Origin of the sequence: Heyndrickxia shackletonii, assembly GCF_001420715.1 — a bacterium.
Taxonomy (GTDB): domain Bacteria; phylum Bacillota; class Bacilli; order Bacillales; family Bacillaceae_C; genus Margalitia; species Margalitia shackletonii.
The window spans coordinates 3,604,153-3,620,690 of record NZ_LJJC01000004.1; the positions used below are offsets into that span (position 1 = coordinate 3,604,153).

Consider the following 16,538-nt stretch of genomic DNA (forward strand, 5'->3'; position numbering starts at 1 on the left):
AGGTATGACGATGCCTGCCCGCTACAACATAGAATTTTTTGACCAATCAAGTTTAAAGGTTTATTTTCCCATTAATATGAACCTGAACAACCCAGCTCAGAGAATTGCATTTGGCTCAACTATCATCGAAGCAAAATGTGAACAGCAGCCAAATGGACGAAATGTTATTTCCATGAGTAAAGGATTAGCCCAAAAACTCCAGCTTCCGGAATTTGTAAAATCAATCTATCTATTTGAAAATGAGGATATCATCGTTTTTGGTCCCCTCATTGGCATTTTTTCTTCTGGCTTTACACCATATCAAATAAAGCCAATCGGGGATCGATCCTCTATATTTGAAAAACTTCTTTCTGTGCAATCTTCCGTAGGTGTTGTTCCTTTCTTGTTTGGGGAACAGCATATCGACTGGGACCAAGGAATGATTGATGGATATTTCTTCACAAAAGATGGCTGGGAAACAAGAAGAGTACCTTTCCCTAATGTGGTTTATGATCGATTACCTAATCGAAGAAGTGAAAGGCTGCAAGCCTCCAAAATGGTAAAAGAAAAACTGAGCCAAGATTACTTAATTCCTTGGTATAATCCCGGTTTTTTCAATAAATTAGATGTATATGAAAGATTATTACAAAGCGATATTGCCGAAAAATATTTACCAGAAACATTCCCGTTTTCTTCCTTCTCACAAATTGAGCAAATGCTTTCTAAATATGGTCACGTCTATATGAAACCAATGAATGGCAGCTTAGGTCTTGGAGTACATCAAATCCTTTATCACCGCGAAGAAGAAGCATATTATTGCAGATATCATGATCAAACGAATCATTTAATTAAATTTAAGTCATTAGAGGCATTGATGAAAAAAGTATTCGGCAAAAAAAATCTTGAAAGAATGGTTGTACAGCAAGGAATCTCACTTATGCGATATAATCAACATCCGGTTGATTTCCGAGTCCATGTCAATAAAAATAAGGACGGTGAGTGGGAATTAAGCGCCATAGCCGCAAAGGTTGCAGGTAGCGGAAGTCCTACCACACATGTAAAAAACGGTGGAAGTATTAAAACAATCGAAGAGGTATTCGATAATGCTGAAGAATGCCAAAACTATAAGCAAAAGCTGGAGAAAGCTGCATTAGATCTTGCTGTGATTATTGAAAATCAAATGGAAGGTATAATTGGGGAAATTGGGTATGACTTTGGAATCGACACAAGCGGGGAAATATGGCTCTTCGAAGCAAATTCTAAACCAGGAAGATCTATCTTTAAGCATCCACATTTAAAGGAATTTGATGTATTAACGAGAAAGCTTTCTTTATCCTTTGCAGTCTTTTTAACCGAAAAGGCGATGAAAAAACCTGAGGAATTGTTTCTATGAATATTTATTTTCATCCCAAAAAGAACATATTTGTTCATATAGATAAAGAGAATGGACCATATTTTTGGGGTAAAAATGATGAATTTCTTCCATGTCTAGAAGATGAGGTTCCACCTTTCTTTTCTTTTAAAATGAAAACAAACAAAATGAGGATTGGACCACTAATTGGGATATTAATAAGTCGAAATCGCCGCAATGAAGTGATCGGTGACAGTGAATTATACATCGGTATACAAAAAGAATTACAGAAAATGGGTGGTCTTTCCTTTCTCTATAGTCTTGAGGATTGCAGAAAGGATTATATCAATGGCATTTGCTATTGCACGGAGGAAGAAAGATGGATTCAAGCAGCCTTTCCCTACCCGCAATTAGTTTATAATCGAATTTCATATAGAAAACAAGAGATAGAGGAATCGTTTATTCAGCACGTGGAATGGATCAGGAAAAATGATATTATTTTGTTCAACCCTGGATTTATTGATAAATTTTTGATGCATCAAATTTTTTCGAAAAATACTCAGTTAAAACCATTGCTGCCAGACACTATTTTCGTTGGAGAAGACAGCAATGCCTTCCAGCAGTTTATACACACCCACAAAAGACTGTATTTAAAACCCACTAAAAGCTCTCAAGGAAACGGCATAAAACTATTAACGGTTGAAAAGGATAACAGATTTCAAATACGAACGAATGCAAAGATTGAATATCTCACAACACTGCCTGTTCTCATACGTTACTTAGAAAATCATTGTTTGAAACAACCTTATATTGCACAAGAAGCCATTGACAGTGATTTAATGAACGGGAAAAAATATGATTTTCGTATCCTCTCCCATTTTGAAAAAAACAAGTACAAAATAACAGGCATCGGAGTTAGGATGGCCAAAACAGACGGAATCACGACCCATGTTTCAAAGGGAGGAGAAATATTTCCCTTTCAGCCTAAGACTCATAAAAGATTAATTCATGACTTCAAAAGAATTGTCGATGAATGCGGAAAGTCACTTTCGCATGATCTTGGATTTTTCGGAGAATTTTCGATGGATATAGGAATGGATACGAACGGAAAGCTTTGGATATTTGAGGTAAATGCGAAACCAATGAAGTTTGATGAGTTGGAAATAGAAAGAAATAAGATGACAAAGTTAATTCGACTTTTTTATGAGCTGACCAATTTTTAATACGTTATAATATAGCTATCATAAAAGAATTAATAGGAGGACTGGTATCTTTGATCCAACATTTCCAATATAAATCCTTATACATGAATGAGAACTTACCTGGATGGTCCTTCTCGTTTTATTATCAAAAACAAATGATTACCGGTATTTACCACCCAGATGGAAGAATTGAGTGGAAAACAGAAGGATTTAGTCCAGATAATGAAGATGAGATAAAAAAACAAATCCATGAGATTATGCTTTTTCATGTATATGATAAATAAGAAAAACGCAAGCACCTTGCCTAAAAGTGCGAATTTCTTCGTCTGAGCCGGAGATACAGAAGACGCGAAGAGGATTTTCCGATGCCCAAACCATCAGGGAGAAAACGCAGAAATACGCTAGCTACTGTCGTCCTTAATTTACCATGATAATGGATGAATGCAACCATCCGTCCGATGCTTAAACTAAGCAGGAACAATATTTCATAAGGAGATGTGGTTGCATTGTCAATGTTTAAGGACCCGGAGTTTCTTCCGGACACACATTATGAAGGAAAAGATAAAGCATATTTAGATGTTGATAGGATGATAAACGAAGGGATGTCCGGCGGTTCTGTCCATATGCGCCAAGACTCCACAAATATTGAAGAAGCAGTTGATTTATTCGAGGAAGATCCTCCTACTGAAGTAAAGTAAGAAAAGCGGAAGCGCCTTGCTCATCGGCGTACGGATTTCGTAGTCTTCGACTGAGATAAAGGAAACACAGTGAGGTAGTTCACGAACTGATGTTGACTTATCGTAGGGAGGAGACGGAGAAATCCGCTAGCCGATAGGCGCTGGAGCTAGACAGGATTAAACTTGTTAAATAATTTATAGTATATTAACTTATATTTTCTTGTCTTCTAAGAAAGGTATTGAAACAATCCTGAAATCAGGGTTGTTTTTTTTATCATTGAGAAATTTTACAATTAATCCATTTAAAAATGGTCTACGTCTTACTCCCATCGCTTATCGGCAGGCAGATTTGTTCTGTAAATTAAATTTTTTGAAAGCTTCTTCTTTTTCTAATACAATATTTCTTAAGACATGCAAAATGAGGTATTGATATGATTAAACAATTGAAAAAGCATTATCCAAATGCCATTGTGCAGCCAACACTTCCAGAGCTAAATCACTATTATTGCTTTTATATTGACACAGAAAATGTTTACATAGCTATTCCCGAAGCTGATATATCACAACCAGAATTAGAATTGTTGAACTCCCTTTTTCCGATATTTTCTCGTACGTTACATTTAAATCAAGGAATAAAGGCACAGGAATGGTATGAATTCCTGCTTGGTTCAGATACCGAGATACCGGAAGAGTCAAAAAATGACGAGTTTCGCATTATTCAATATTCTATTTCCGAGTACAAAGAAGCATTTGAATTAAAGGATATTGAAGAAGCTTTCCATAATATTTTTTCACACCCTGTTATTCCGATTTTCATCTCCCAAACAGAAGGGATAATAGTAGAAACAAATCACCCCCTTTCATTGTCGGTTCAAGATCTATATTCTGCCATTCAAGTGTTTGAAAGTGATTTTTACTTTAAAATCCACTTCTTCCTTGGCCAATTTCGACCTTTGGATTATCAGTTAAAAAGACTGTACCAATTAGAACAAAATTTATTTCAATTCGCACTCCAGGAAATGACGAAGGAAAGAATTCATACTTTTGCAAACGTTTTTCCATTATTTTCACTTAAAAATGTTGATTCTACCTCAAGAAAGCTTTTGTTTACACGAATTTTTGAAGCATTTGAGGAAGACAAGGATTTATGGAATACCATTAAACTTTATTTAGAAAATCACTCTAATACTAGCCAAACAGCTAAACAACTGTTCCTGCACCGAAACAGCTTGCAATATAAGATTGATAAATTTATTGAAAAGACTGGAAGTGACTTAAAAAGCTTTTCAGGTGCATTGACCACCTACTTAGCTTGCTTAGATTATGAAGGGTTGGAACATGGAAATAAAAAGATGCCGAAAAATTAGTCCGAATTTTTGTGCAATCTGACCATTTTTAAATGAAAGGTCTTACCTTAAGATAATAAGAAAAGTGCAAGCGCCGCAGCTCTAGCGTACGGATTTCGTAGTCTTCAACTGAGATAAAGGAAACACAGCGAGCTAGTTCACGAGCTGATGTTGACTTATCGTAGGGAGGAGACGGAGAAATCCGCTAGCCGATAGGCGCTGGTGAAATTTGAAGTGCCAATTTCACTTGGAACTAGACAGAGATGAAACTGTACCAATATTAGGTGCAAAAAAATTTTAAAATTAACATAAAGAACGAGGGGGAATGACAGTTGGCAGAATTAAAATTAGATCATGTCTACAAAGTTTACGACAATAAAGTGACAGCAGTAAAAGACTTCAATCTACATATTAAAGATAAGGAATTTATTGTTTTTGTTGGTCCTTCCGGCTGCGGAAAATCTACTACACTTCGAATGATAGCGGGATTAGAGGAAATTTCTGATGGAGATTTTTACATTGATGAGAAACGGGTAAACGATGTCGCACCAAAAGACCGTGATATTGCGATGGTATTCCAAAACTATGCGCTATATCCACATATGAGCGTTTACGATAATATGGCATTTGGTCTTAAGCTAAGAAAAGTACCAAAAGCTGAAATTGATCAACGAGTAAAAGAAGCGGCAGGCATTCTTGGACTTGAAGAATATTTATCTCGTAAGCCTAAGGCATTATCAGGCGGTCAGCGTCAACGTGTTGCATTAGGACGTGCAATCGTACGTGATGCAAAGGTATTCCTTATGGATGAGCCGCTTTCAAACTTAGATGCAAAATTAAGGGTGCAAATGCGTGCTGAACTTGTAAAATTACATCAAAGATTGAACACTACTACTATTTACGTTACGCATGATCAAACAGAAGCAATGACAATGGCAACTAGAATTGTCATCATGAAAGATGGCGTAATCCAACAAGTAGGTACTCCAAAAGAAGTATATGATAATCCTGTTAATATGTTTGTTGCTGGATTCATTGGATCCCCTGCAATGAACTTCTTTAAAGGAAAACTTGAAGATGGCAACTTTGTTATTTCGGGCAATGTAAAAGTTGCTGTTCCAGATGGAAAAATGAAGGTGCTTCGTGAAAAAGGCTTTGTGGGCAAAAACATTGTATTAGGAATCAGACCTGAAGACATCCATGACGAGCCTATTTTCCTTAATGCATCTCCAGGATCTAAAATTACTGCTACAATTGAAGTTTCCGAATTAACTGGTGCTGAAACAATGCTTTATTCTCAAATCGAAGGGCAAGAGTTTATCTCCAGAGTTGATTCCCGTACAGAGATTCGAATTGGAGATAAAGTGGAGCTGGCATTAGATATGAACAAAGCGCATTTCTTTGATCCGGAAACAGAAATTAATCTAGGTTAATAAAATTATTCCTAATTTGCTACCACCCTTTTATTATATATATTTCTTGCAATCGGTTTTTCCGATTGCTTTTTTATTTCGGGGGCTGATAAGCTATAGTTTTTGGAAAATCAAACCCGCATTCTCTGCATTTAAATAAATGCACACATTCCTGGCGTTTTGAACTTGTTGGATCACCATCCTCTAATTTTATCAAATCAATTTCCATATACGGACTGTAGTTTTCATAATAATCATAAATTCTTCCTTGATCCTCCATCTCCTTTCCGCACTGAATACAAGGAATCGTCAGTTCCGAAACACCATTACATAATTCACACCACTGCATGGAATCCCCCCATTTTAAGACTCTGTGTAGTTTCAAGTGAAATTGGCACTTCAAATTTCACCAGCGCCTATCGGCTAGCGGTTTTCTCCGTCATCCGAATGCTAGAGCTGAGATGCTTCCACTTTTCTTTTATGGTGTGTAATCTTCTATAAAATCATTCTGCAAATGGCATGGATTCGGAATAAATTTCCTAATTATTTTGTTGTATATTTTATGTTTAAAAAAACATAATACTAGTACAAGCAGCAAACAACATTGGGTTATACCATAGATGGTCACAAAGTAATTTGTGTGCTGGTGCAAGTCCAGCTAACCCAACCAAAAAAAATCAACGAGGAGATGACAGAATTATGGCACGTAACAACAATTCTAACCAATTAGTAGCTCCTGGAGCACAACAAGCAATTGATCAAATGAAGTATGAAATTGCTTCTGAATTTGGTGTTAACCTTGGTGCAGATACAACTTCTCGCGCTAATGGATCTGTTGGAGGAGAAATTACAAAACGCCTTGTTCAAATGGCTGAACAACAATTAGGCGGAGGCTTCCATCAATAATCAAAAATAAATATAGTAATGGCTTGGGAGACACCGTGAGTGTCTCCCTTTAATTTTTGGCACCAGCACCTACTTTTATGCCTTCTTCTCCCTGAGGGTAAAACATCGGCTCGTGAACTGTGTTCCCATTATCTCAGTGGAAGCCTACGAAATCCATATGCCTAGAAGTGTCGCTTTTCTACCTTATTTAAGGTTTACCATTTTACTTGGATCAATCCATTGATTATATTGTTCCTCTGTTAAGTACCCTGTTTTAATTGCAGCTTCCTTCAAGGTGGTCCCTTCTTTAAACGCTAATTTTGCAATTTCAGCTGCTTTTTCATAACCAATATGCGGGTTAAGTGCAGTCACCAGCATTAAGGAACGATTTACATTTTCAGTAATAACCTCTTTATTCGGTTCAATTCCTACCGCACATCTTTCATCAAATGATTTGATACTGTCTGCTAGTAGATGTAAAGACTGCAGAAAATTATAGATAATAACTGGTTTGAATACATTTAATTCAAAGTTTCCTTGGCTTGCAGCAAAACCTATAGCTGCATCATTTCCAAACACTTGAACAGCTACCATCGTAAGGGCTTCACTTTGTGTCGGATTTACTTTGCCAGGCATGATGGAACTTCCTGGTTCATTCGCAGGGATGGAAATTTCGCCAATTCCACTTCTTGGTCCACTTGCTAACCATCTAACATCATTTGCAATTTTCATTAAATCTGCTGCAAGTCCCTTTAACGCACCATGTACATGAACTATTTCATCATGGCTGGTTAAGGCATGGAATTTGTTATCGGATGAACGGAAAGCATAACCCATTTGCTCATTTAATTGTTTTGCTACCTCTTCACCAAAACGCGGGTCAGCATTAATCCCAGTACCAACTGCTGTACCGCCGATTGCCAAACTTAATATATGACCCGCGCTTTCTTTGATCATTTGCTCACTTTTTTCCAGCATTGCTCTCCAGCCGCTGATCTCTTGGCCAAGTGTTAATGGAGTAGCATCCTGAAGATGGGTCCGGCCAATTTTAATAATATCCATAAATGCTTGTTCTTTTTGCGCTAAAGTATTTTTCAATTGTTCAATGGACGGCAATAATCTTGTTTGTAATTCATGAAACGCTGCAATATGCATAGCAGTCGGAAATGTGTCATTTGAGCTTTGCGACATATTAATATCGTCATTCGGATGAATTTTTTCCTCACTATTTTGCCCTTTCAGTATTTCATTTGCCCGTCTTGCTATCACTTCATTTACATTCATATTAGATTGTGTACCGCTTCCTGTTTGCCAAACAACGAGTGGAAAATGATCATCAAATCTACCTTCTAAAACTTCCTCACATGCTTTCACAATCGCAGTGCTTTTTGTTTCGGATAGTTTTCCGAGTCTTTGATTTACAACGGCTGCGGCTTTTTTAAGTTGAGCAAAAGCACGGACAACCTCCATCGGCATTTTTTCAGAACCAATCGGGAAATTCTCTTTACTTCTTTGAGTTTGAGCCCCCCAATATTTATCTGCTGGAACTTTCATTTCTCCTAAGGTATCTTTTTCAATACGATATTCCATCATACATTCCTCCTTAAGCGTCATACACTATACATTTGTTTCCTAATTGACCCATTTTCATGTTTATTTTCTCATATTTATTTTTAAAGTTCATGTGGAATGCTTATAACAAATACGTAGGGATTTCGTAGTCACAAGCGAGAAAAAGGGAAACACAGTGAGGTAGTTCAAGAGCTAATGTTGGCTTATCATAGGAAGGAGACGGAGAAATCCGTTAGCCAATAGGTGTTGGTGAAATTTGCACTTTGAGGTAGACGGAACTCTTTTTTTAAAGTTAACTATTATAAATTTCTAAAAAAAAACTAAAAAAGCAACTTCGATTTAGAAGTCGCTTTCCATTCAAGCTATTTTTCTTCACATTGCAGGAGATTTTTCCTGAATAACTGTACTTCCTTTTACTAATCTAGGTAAAACAATCATATAATAAATAGCAGGCAGCATTAAGGCAAATCCAACTATGCAGAATAATGCCTCGATACTAAGGAACTTTTGAAAAGCTACTCCAATAAATGCTAACGTAATCGTTTGGGATGACATCATTAACGGATCAATCCATCCTTGCACCCTCCCCATTAGCTTAGGGTCCACGATACTAGGCATCCAGCCGCCAATGGAAACATTTATGACCGGCAATGCAAGTGCTGAGATAAATGTTAGACTTAAAAATGCTGGGATAGATGTTGCAAATCCAGATAGAGCAACAAATCCTCCAGATATAAGTAATCCGATAATAATTAAATGATGGAACTTATATTTTTGAACTAAAATAGAACTAATCACACTGCCGATTAAAACCCCGCACCCGAATATTATTCCAATTAACACCGAATATTCTTCATAAGTGTTTGGTGCTAGTTTATACTTTAGAATAAAAATTGGGATAACGGAAAATCCTCCATTTGCAACCCCAAAAACAATAAAGCCGATAATCAAGGAGCGCAGTAGCTTATGATTCAGAATATACCCAGCACCAGATTTAAAATCCTTAAACACAAGGGAAATATTTAGATCTTTCCATGTATGCTTACCATTCGGCATTCTGACTTTTTCCTCAAAGCGATTCGCTTTTATTAATATCGCACTAATGAAAAATGATATTGCATCAATAATAACGGCGCCATATACTCCAGTAAGCTTATACGCAATGATACCGAGACCGCTTCCGAAAAGCATAAAAATACTTGATACCATTTGGTTTAAACCAGCTGCAGTTGCGTAATCGTCTTTTGCTAAAATCCCTTGCATTATAGCAGATTCTGCCGGGGCAAAAAATTTACGAACCCCACTTCTTAGGAAGAGGACGGCAAAAACTAATGGCATCCATCCAATGTATATGGCAACAAATAATGCTGCGGTGAGAAAAATACTGATCGTGTCGCAATAGTAAGCAACCTTTTGACGATCCATCCGATCCGCTACAACCCCAACAATGAAAAAGATAGCCAGCGTCGGCAATGAGTACATCATTTCTGCAGCGGAAGCATATCCAGGCTGATTAGAAAATCGGTCAAGCAAGTAGAACGTAAAAGCCGTCATTCCAATAACAGATCCCATTTGGGACGTGAAATTTGCAAAAAACAATTTGGCAAAGCTGCGATTTTTAAATAACTCAATAAATTTTTTCATTCTCCTATACCTCATTCTTTTAAGTTACCTTAATTATATTTGGCAGGAATTTGTTTCGGGACTATCTCATGAATGGTTTTATCTCGGTCTGAAGGCGGAAATTAATCTTAACAGATTCGTAATTATATATGTTTGATTTATGGGCTTTTCTAGTTTTCATTGTTCTTTCGGGGTATATGCGTCATTTTATGTCACTTTGCCGGTTTTTCGCTCCTTCCATCCAATTTAATATGCTCCTTCCGTTTTTCTTTGTTCCCTCTTTCTGAGTGAATGTGACCCGTTTCCGACATTATAATTCCATATAAAAAAAGACCCCAAACACAGTTTGGAGCCTTTCCATAATCATTAATGTCCTCTAATTTCATTCCATTTTTTCTTTAATTGATCTGTTAAATCCTTCCACTTGCTTTTGTGCTCTTCTATCTTATCTTTGAGTTTTTTTGCGCCTTCTTTTAATTTTTTATCAATTTCCTCTGCTTTATCAATGAAGGATTGGTTATCCTTTTTCCCGGCAAGAGTTGCATTGACAGATTGTACACCAAACTGACCTGGTTTCGTGTATTTCAATGTGTTTTGCATGACAGCCTGGAAAACTGGCACAACTCCTTGGGAGCTTAGTCCATTTAAATAGTGCTGTGAATCGGTTTTATCATATCCTATCCAGACAGCACCAACAAGATTTGGGGTATATCCCACGAACCACTGATCTGTTGTTCCGTTTGAACTGTATGAGGATTGTGTAGAGCCTGTTTTTCCAGCAATGGTATAGCCAGGAACATTTACACCTTTCCCAGTTCCCGTTTCTACAACATTCAGTAACATAGAAGTCATTTCATCTGCAACTTTTTTACTGGTTACATCTGTTTCCTTCGGTTTTCTCTCAGCAATAATATTGCCAGTTGGCCCTACAATCTTCGTGATAATATGGGCATCATAGCGTTTTCCGTCATTGGCAAAAGCCGAAAATGCATCAGCCATTTGCATCGGTGATACACCTTTGTGCAATCCGCCGAGAGCCAATCCTAGATTTCTATCCTCATTTGTTAATGGAATTCCAAATCGTTTGGATGCATCCATTCCTTTATCTATCCCAATTTCATTTAAAAGCCAGACGGCCGGTAAATTAATCGAGTCTTCAACTGCTTTATACATTGGAACTTCCCCGAGATACTGTCCATTATAATTTTTAGGAGCGTAATTTCCGAAGGTCATTTGTTCGTCCTTCAAGGAGGAATTTGCCGTATAACCTTCTTCTAATGCCGGCGTATACACCGCTAATGGCTTCATCGTTGATCCAGGTTGTCTTTGCAGCTGGGTAGCCCGGTTAAATCCCCGGAATACCTTTTGACCTCTTCCTCCTACAAGTGCTCTTACTCCACCCGATTTTGGATCCAGCAAAATCCCTCCGCTTTGTACTAAATCTCCGCTGCGTCCCGAAGGAAATAAATAATCATTTTGGTATACACGTTCAAGTCCAGATTGAATGTTTTGATCCATCTCTGTATAAATGCGATATCCTCTGGTTAAAATCTCATCTTGTGTCAATCCATAACGATTAATTGCTTCATCTAATACCGCATCCACATAATAAGGATATTTTCCTTTTAAAGGATCTCCCCCAGTGTCTTTTAAAACTAATTTTTCGTTAACTGCTTTTTTATACTGATCATTTGTAATGTAACCATATTTTTTCATGGCTCCCAACACAACATTTCTGCGCTGAATTGCCCGGTCCATATGTTTATATGGATCGAGTGCAGATGGTGCATTAATGATGCCGGCCAATGTTGCTGCTTCACTTAAATCAACATTCTGGACATCTTTCCCGAAATATTTCTTAGATGCGTTTTGAACACCCCAAGCACCATGTCCAAAAAAGATTTGGTTTAAATACATTTGTAAAATATCATCTTTAGAATAATATTTTTCAATTTTAACAGCTAAAAAAAGCTCTTCAATTTTACGTCTATATGTTCTTTCCGGGGAAAGAAGTGCATTCTTCGTTAACTGTTGGGTAATCGTACTTCCCCCGGCCGTAACACCGCCTGCGGCAATGTTTTTGAAAAAGGCGCTTGTCATTCCGCGGATATCGAACCCGCCGTGATCATAAAATCTATGGTCCTCAATTGCAACAACTGCATTTTTCAAATTGTCCGGCACTTGTTTTATGGAGACTCCTTCTGTTCGATTGGCTGATATTTTACTTGCAAGATCCCCATCTTTATCGTAAATCGCTGTGGATTGTGCTAATCCTTTTTTCAATGAGCCAACATTAACCGTACTGGCAAAATAGGTGAAAAATCCCAAAAATCCTAACACTACAAGGGATAGTGCCAGCAAGATTATTTGATTCATATGTGCTTTCTTCCATAACCGTTTTACAGCAACCCAAACTGGCTGTAACCGTTTCATGTAGTTCCCTGCTTTCATCATTCATTTGGAATGGAGGAATCACATTCCAATATTTACAAAATAGAGCTGTCTCTATTTCTATGCTAAAGGATATTATGGAACTTGAAAAAAATCAATGGAAATTTTAAAAACAGTGGCCCCTAACCATTGTCATAGGGCTATAGGTGCTTCGTCGCAAGATTTAGATAACGCACCAGAGGCAGTTCAGAAGATGATGCCCACTTATCTTTAACGGTTCCGTTAGTTGATTGACGTGAGCTAGTTACTAATTATTTTTTTATGATTATATAAAAAGAAAGGGATAGCTCCCCTTCTTCGTTTCTATTATTTTTTTACATTCTTTACAAGTCTTGGAGCTGTTATTAAAATGAATACAACCAAAATAGAGCTTAAGATAAAGCTTGGCAACATATAAGTACCATTATATAAGAATGAATAAAGCGCTACCGGCTGCCCTTTTGGTGCGTAAGATCCAAAGAATACAATTCCTGTATAAAAATGAACGATAAATCTTAATATACAACCGACAAATATTCCTATAACTGAAAACGTAATCCATTTCCCTTTTTTTGATTCCTGAATAGCACTACGCACTTGATTTGCAAAAAGACCTGCAAATCCCAATACTGTAAATGCTACAAAATAATCTAAAATAAGCTGTATTAATACATATACTTTAGAATATCCAATGATAAATTGTAATAATCCCAATATAAATCCGGTTAATAGTCCGCCTTTTAGTCCCCAACGATATGCCATGATAAAAACCGGAACCATCGCGATAGAAACAGAACCTCCTTCTGGCCATATCGCTTGAAAAATAACACTTGATACAAGATCAAGCAAATAAGCAAGTGCTCCTAAAACAGCAACTTCCACAAGAAATAACGTTTTCGTTCTCATTTTCATCCTCCCCATTCCCTAATACTTCATTATGAACTGACTGCCCTATTAGGGACCGGGATGAATAAAACCTCTATATTGCTATAAATAAAAAAGCAATACAGGACGGTTTTTAGGAAGTCCTTGTATTGCTCATTCCATCAAACCACAGTCCCTGCGCTAGCATTATCTAACAGGTTCATAGGGTCAGAACTCAGTCGTTCACTCTCAGCCATATCGGCTCCCCTTGTGGGAATATTCATTTTTACCTTCTTGAATATACTACGAAACTATACATTTGACAATCATTTTTACTTTATTCTCCATTTATTTAAGAAAAGTAGTAAATTCATTAAAATAACTTGGAAAGTGTTTGATAATTTTGATATATTTAAAATAAAACACTTATGTTCTCTAAAGTAACGTTTTTTTAGGGGGTGACAAAATGATTCCGTTAAAAGATGTTGTTATAGATTTTCTGGAAGATTGTCGTGAGCGAATCTTATCCCAATGGAATAACAAAATATTAATAAGCGAAAAAGATCCCTTTAAAGAAGGTGTGCTTTTAAATGGCCAATTTATGTACGATATTGTTTTGAAGGCCATCTCAATGCCAAAAAATCAAATTGATCAGCTATTAAAACCGTTATCAGAAAAAGTTGCAGAAGAAAGAAAAAATGCCAATATTAATATTGGTGAATTTGTTTATAATGTTAATTTGGGACGTACTATCATTTTCAAGAATTTATGCTCCCTGCATACGGAGTGGAATAAACTGCAGCCTTCCTTAGATAAGGTAAACTACACTTTTGATCAATTTCTTTATTACGCTGTTTCCAAGTATTCTGAAACACAGGATATGATTATTAAAGAAAAAAATCAATATATTTCTTCGACACATCAAGATCGGTTAACACTTCTGGGACAAATGACTTCCAGTTTTGTTCATGAATTCCGTAACCCGCTAACATCTATTCACGGTTTCGTTCAATTATTAAGAGCAGATTACCCTGAGATTCCTTATTTGGACATCATTTCCAATGAGCTTGAACAATTAAAGTTTAGTATTTCACAATTTTTGATGCTATCAAAAAAGGAAATTATCGAAAATAAAAAAACAACTGTTTTGCTCAATGATTTAATTGAACAAGTATTATCATTTTTATATCCTCGAATATTAGAAGTGAATGTAGAGGTACAAAAGGAATACAAAGAAAATTATAGCATTTTAGGTTATCATGATGAGATCAAACAGGTGCTTGTTAATATTATTTTTAATGCGATAGATGTTTTATTAAATATAGAACACCCAATTATTCGGATTAAATTAGATAAACAAGACTCATTTGTATCGTTAGAAATAGCTAATAATGGTCCAAAAATTCCTGAAAGCTTAATAGATCATATTTTTGAACCATTTGTTTCACAAAAGGAAAGCGGAACCGGGTTAGGGCTTTATGTATGCAAAAATACTATAGAAAAGCATGGCGGAATATTAACGTGTCATTCAACGGATGAATGGACTGTATTTAAGATCCTACTTCCACATACATAACAACTTTTAGAAGCATCCATATACATACTGTTAAAGTAAAGAACTCTCCCGAAATTGGAAGAGTTTCTTTGTTCATATAAATCCAGCAATATATTACCAAAAAAAGAAAGGTAAAAAGGCCAAGGCTCCAATTGCACCTAATGCTATTCCTGCACCGAAGCCCCAACCCCAGCCCCAGCCCCAATATGGATAACCATATCCACCATAAAATGGATATGCGTAACCTCCATATCCTCCTGGAAGAGGTCTTAAATATACCATCCTATTATCTACTCGATGAATTATTCCCCGATGAATTCTTCCGTCTTTTGTACGAATTTCAACGGGTCTTCCGATCCCACGCTGACACATATGATAGTAATTCAATTGTGTTCACCTCCATTAAATTCCTACACTTTAGTGTATGGAGATTTATATTTTTTGAGATGGACAATCGTACAGGGCCATCGCTTAATTTTCTTATGTAATTTATGACAAGGTTCTAGCAAATAACTGCCTTGGTCGTCCCGCTTTTCATTTCGGGTACTATAATTCATTAAAATAACAATTTAAGCATTTAACCTTCTTAAAAAAAGAATATCCCTTTCCTGCTAAATGTGGAAAAGGGATATTCCGGTTACCTAGTATACATAAGCTGCACCAACGATAATAAGAAGAATAAACAACACCACGATTAACGCGAATCCACGTCCAGCTCCAAAACCGACACCGTAGCCATATCCAGGATATCCATAGCCGTATCCATATCCGCCGCATCCACACATAAAGTATCACCTCCTTAAAAAGGAGTTCAATAATATTTCTAATGAAATACATTATTCATTATTGAACCAATTGTTATGGGCTTTTGATTATTTTATAGACAAAAATATTATTTATTGACAGGCACTTCTTCGTGGATAGCCGCATAACCAATTTCATGCATTTTTCTTGCAAGCTCTCGATGTCCATCATTATTTGGATAGAGTAAATCTCTTGTGCACCACTTTTCTTCCTCACCTTTAAAATACTGATGAATATTTAAAGCATATATAGGTGGTTTTCTTGCCATAGATTCCATATACCGATTAAAGTTTTTAATCCATTTTTCTGCGTTTTCATCCTCAGGATACGGATTATGGAGACCCAAAATGATCAACATATATTTGTCATTCTGCTCGGATTTCATGTCCTTTATCTTTTGAACAATATCATCAATATTACTCTTGCAAGTCTTTAATGATCGAAAGAACTCCGTCTCATTTTTGTTCTCCTTATACTTATTCATAGCATCGATATAATCTTGATGCCCTGCAGAAAGTACAATGATGCCACTGTCTTTCATTGCATCTTTTACCCGCTTTTCCTCTAAAAGCGTATAGATGTCATTAGAACGATAGGTTGAGCGAGCAATACTAGTAACAGAGACTCTCTCCTTCAACACTTCTTCTGCCATTCTCGCATGTCTATGAATAAATCCTGGTGACAAAAATGATGCCCCTATCCCTGAACATAAACCATCGCCTATTGCCAGATACCTCATCATTACCCCCCCCAACAAAAACTATGATAAATATCCTTATTCATTAGTATTCATTTTTCAGCGGATGGTCACTGGGTTCGATAAAAATAGGCGGATAAG

General features: G+C 36.6%; 15 protein-coding genes, 1 pseudogene and 1 riboswitch. Of the genes and pseudogenes, 8 read left to right on the forward strand and 8 right to left on the reverse strand.

Features of this window, described 5'->3' with window-relative positions; genetic code table 11:
• The first annotated feature begins 10 nt into the window (after nt 1-10).
• The 6 genes from AN964_RS17325 (at nt 11) to AN964_RS17350 (ending at nt 5,988) form a co-directional block, all read left to right on the forward strand.
• Nucleotides 11-1,372 carry a YheC/YheD family endospore coat-associated protein gene (locus tag AN964_RS17325; protein WP_055740888.1) on the forward strand — a complete coding sequence of 454 codons (1,362 nt, stop codon included), beginning with the start codon at nt 11-13 and terminating at the stop codon, nt 1,370-1,372.
• Complete coding sequence (locus AN964_RS17330; RefSeq protein ID WP_055740889.1) at nt 1,369-2,553, forward strand: YheC/YheD family endospore coat-associated protein; 1,185 nt, start codon at nt 1,369-1,371, stop codon at nt 2,551-2,553. The genes AN964_RS17325 and AN964_RS17330 overlap by 4 nt, the downstream gene beginning before the upstream one ends.
• 50 nt (nt 2,554-2,603) lie before the next feature.
• Nucleotides 2,604-2,816 carry a YheE family protein gene (locus AN964_RS17335; RefSeq protein ID WP_055740890.1) on the forward strand — a complete coding sequence of 71 codons (213 nt, stop codon included), beginning with the start codon at nt 2,604-2,606 and terminating at the stop codon, nt 2,814-2,816.
• A gap of 228 nt (nt 2,817-3,044) precedes the next feature.
• Nucleotides 3,045-3,230, forward strand: a complete 186-nt coding sequence (locus AN964_RS17340; RefSeq protein WP_055741280.1) for a hypothetical protein — start codon at nt 3,045-3,047, stop codon at nt 3,228-3,230.
• Between the two features lie 410 nt (nt 3,231-3,640).
• A complete protein-coding gene (locus AN964_RS17345) occupies nt 3,641-4,576 on the forward strand; it encodes a PucR family transcriptional regulator (protein WP_055740891.1) in 936 nt (311 codons plus the stop codon).
• 311 nt (nt 4,577-4,887) lie between these two features.
• Complete coding sequence (locus AN964_RS17350) at nt 4,888-5,988, forward strand: ABC transporter ATP-binding protein (RefSeq protein WP_055740892.1); 1,101 nt, start codon at nt 4,888-4,890, stop codon at nt 5,986-5,988.
• Nucleotides 5,989-6,061: 73 nt separating this feature from the next.
• Here the strand turns inward: AN964_RS17350 and AN964_RS17355 are convergent, their stop codons facing one another.
• Nucleotides 6,062-6,316, reverse strand: a complete 255-nt coding sequence (locus AN964_RS17355; RefSeq protein WP_055740893.1) for a hypothetical protein — start codon at nt 6,314-6,316, stop codon at nt 6,062-6,064.
• A 350-nt stretch (nt 6,317-6,666) separates the two neighbouring features.
• Here AN964_RS17355 and AN964_RS17360 point away from each other — a divergent pair, with 350 nt between their 5' ends.
• A complete protein-coding gene (locus tag AN964_RS17360; protein WP_055740894.1) occupies nt 6,667-6,873 on the forward strand; it encodes an alpha/beta-type small acid-soluble spore protein in 207 nt (68 codons plus the stop codon).
• A gap of 183 nt (nt 6,874-7,056) precedes the next feature.
• Here the strand turns inward: AN964_RS17360 and fumC are convergent, their stop codons facing one another.
• The 4 genes from fumC to thiT form a co-directional block, all read right to left on the reverse strand.
• Nucleotides 7,057-8,442, reverse strand: a complete 1,386-nt coding sequence (gene fumC, locus AN964_RS17365; RefSeq protein ID WP_083489392.1) for a class II fumarate hydratase — start codon at nt 8,440-8,442, stop codon at nt 7,057-7,059.
• 354 nt (nt 8,443-8,796) lie between these two features.
• On the reverse strand, nt 8,797-10,068 hold the full coding sequence (locus AN964_RS17370) for an MFS transporter (RefSeq protein ID WP_055740896.1): 1,272 nt from the start codon (nt 10,066-10,068) through the stop codon (nt 8,797-8,799).
• A 345-nt stretch (nt 10,069-10,413) separates the two neighbouring features.
• Nucleotides 10,414-12,480 (reverse strand): transglycosylase domain-containing protein, encoded by a 2,067-nt coding sequence (locus tag AN964_RS17375; RefSeq protein WP_235950514.1) that lies wholly within the window; start codon nt 12,478-12,480, stop codon nt 10,414-10,416.
• Nucleotides 12,481-12,804: 324 nt separating this feature from the next.
• A complete protein-coding gene (gene thiT / locus AN964_RS17380) occupies nt 12,805-13,383 on the reverse strand; it encodes an energy-coupled thiamine transporter ThiT (RefSeq protein WP_280513073.1) in 579 nt (192 codons plus the stop codon).
• Between the two features lie 133 nt (nt 13,384-13,516).
• Nucleotides 13,517-13,620, reverse strand: a riboswitch (TPP riboswitch).
• Nucleotides 13,621-13,807: 187 nt separating this feature from the next.
• Between thiT and AN964_RS17385 the strand changes: the two genes are divergently transcribed.
• Complete coding sequence (locus tag AN964_RS17385; protein WP_055740899.1) at nt 13,808-14,917, forward strand: histidine kinase N-terminal domain-containing protein; 1,110 nt, start codon at nt 13,808-13,810, stop codon at nt 14,915-14,917.
• 93 nt (nt 14,918-15,010) lie between these two features.
• Here the strand turns inward: AN964_RS17385 and AN964_RS17390 are convergent, their stop codons facing one another.
• The 3 genes and pseudogenes from AN964_RS17390 to AN964_RS17395 form a co-directional block, all read right to left on the reverse strand.
• Nucleotides 15,011-15,268 carry a hypothetical protein gene (locus AN964_RS17390; protein WP_200915628.1) on the reverse strand — a complete coding sequence of 86 codons (258 nt, stop codon included), beginning with the start codon at nt 15,266-15,268 and terminating at the stop codon, nt 15,011-15,013.
• A gap of 269 nt (nt 15,269-15,537) precedes the next feature.
• A pseudogene (locus AN964_RS27615) lies at nt 15,538-15,615 on the reverse strand (YjcZ family sporulation protein); the annotation flags it as partial.
• Between the two features lie 173 nt (nt 15,616-15,788).
• Nucleotides 15,789-16,439 carry an SGNH/GDSL hydrolase family protein gene (locus AN964_RS17395; RefSeq protein WP_055740901.1) on the reverse strand — a complete coding sequence of 217 codons (651 nt, stop codon included), beginning with the start codon at nt 16,437-16,439 and terminating at the stop codon, nt 15,789-15,791.
• Nucleotides 16,440-16,538 lie beyond the last annotated feature (99 nt).

Bases quoted from the DNA above. Each gene is read 5' to 3' on its own strand.
- AN964_RS17325 (WP_055740888.1), top strand. From the start codon at position 11: ATGCCTGCCCGCTACAACATAGAATTTTTTGACCAATCAAGTTTAAAG.
- AN964_RS17330 (WP_055740889.1), top strand. From the start codon at position 1,369: ATGAATATTTATTTTCATCCCAAAAAGAACATATTTGTTCATATAGAT.
- AN964_RS17340 (WP_055741280.1), top strand. From the start codon at position 3,045: ATGTTTAAGGACCCGGAGTTTCTTCCGGACACACATTATGAAGGAAAA.
- AN964_RS17345 (WP_055740891.1), top strand. From the start codon at position 3,641: ATGATTAAACAATTGAAAAAGCATTATCCAAATGCCATTGTGCAGCCA.
- AN964_RS17355 (WP_055740893.1), bottom strand. From the start codon at position 6,316: ATGCAGTGGTGTGAATTATGTAATGGTGTTTCGGAACTGACGATTCCT.
- AN964_RS17360 (WP_055740894.1), top strand. From the start codon at position 6,667: ATGGCACGTAACAACAATTCTAACCAATTAGTAGCTCCTGGAGCACAA.
- fumC (WP_083489392.1), bottom strand. From the start codon at position 8,442: ATGGAATATCGTATTGAAAAAGATACCTTAGGAGAAATGAAAGTTCCA.
- AN964_RS17370 (WP_055740896.1), bottom strand. From the start codon at position 10,068: ATGAAAAAATTTATTGAGTTATTTAAAAATCGCAGCTTTGCCAAATTG.
- AN964_RS17375 (WP_235950514.1), bottom strand. From the start codon at position 12,480: ATGAAACGGTTACAGCCAGTTTGGGTTGCTGTAAAACGGTTATGGAAG.
- thiT (WP_280513073.1), bottom strand. From the start codon at position 13,383: ATGAGAACGAAAACGTTATTTCTTGTGGAAGTTGCTGTTTTAGGAGCA.
- AN964_RS17385 (WP_055740899.1), top strand. From the start codon at position 13,808: ATGATTCCGTTAAAAGATGTTGTTATAGATTTTCTGGAAGATTGTCGT.
- AN964_RS17390 (WP_200915628.1), bottom strand. From the start codon at position 15,268: ATGTGTCAGCGTGGGATCGGAAGACCCGTTGAAATTCGTACAAAAGAC.
- AN964_RS17395 (WP_055740901.1), bottom strand. From the start codon at position 16,439: ATGAGGTATCTGGCAATAGGCGATGGTTTATGTTCAGGGATAGGGGCA.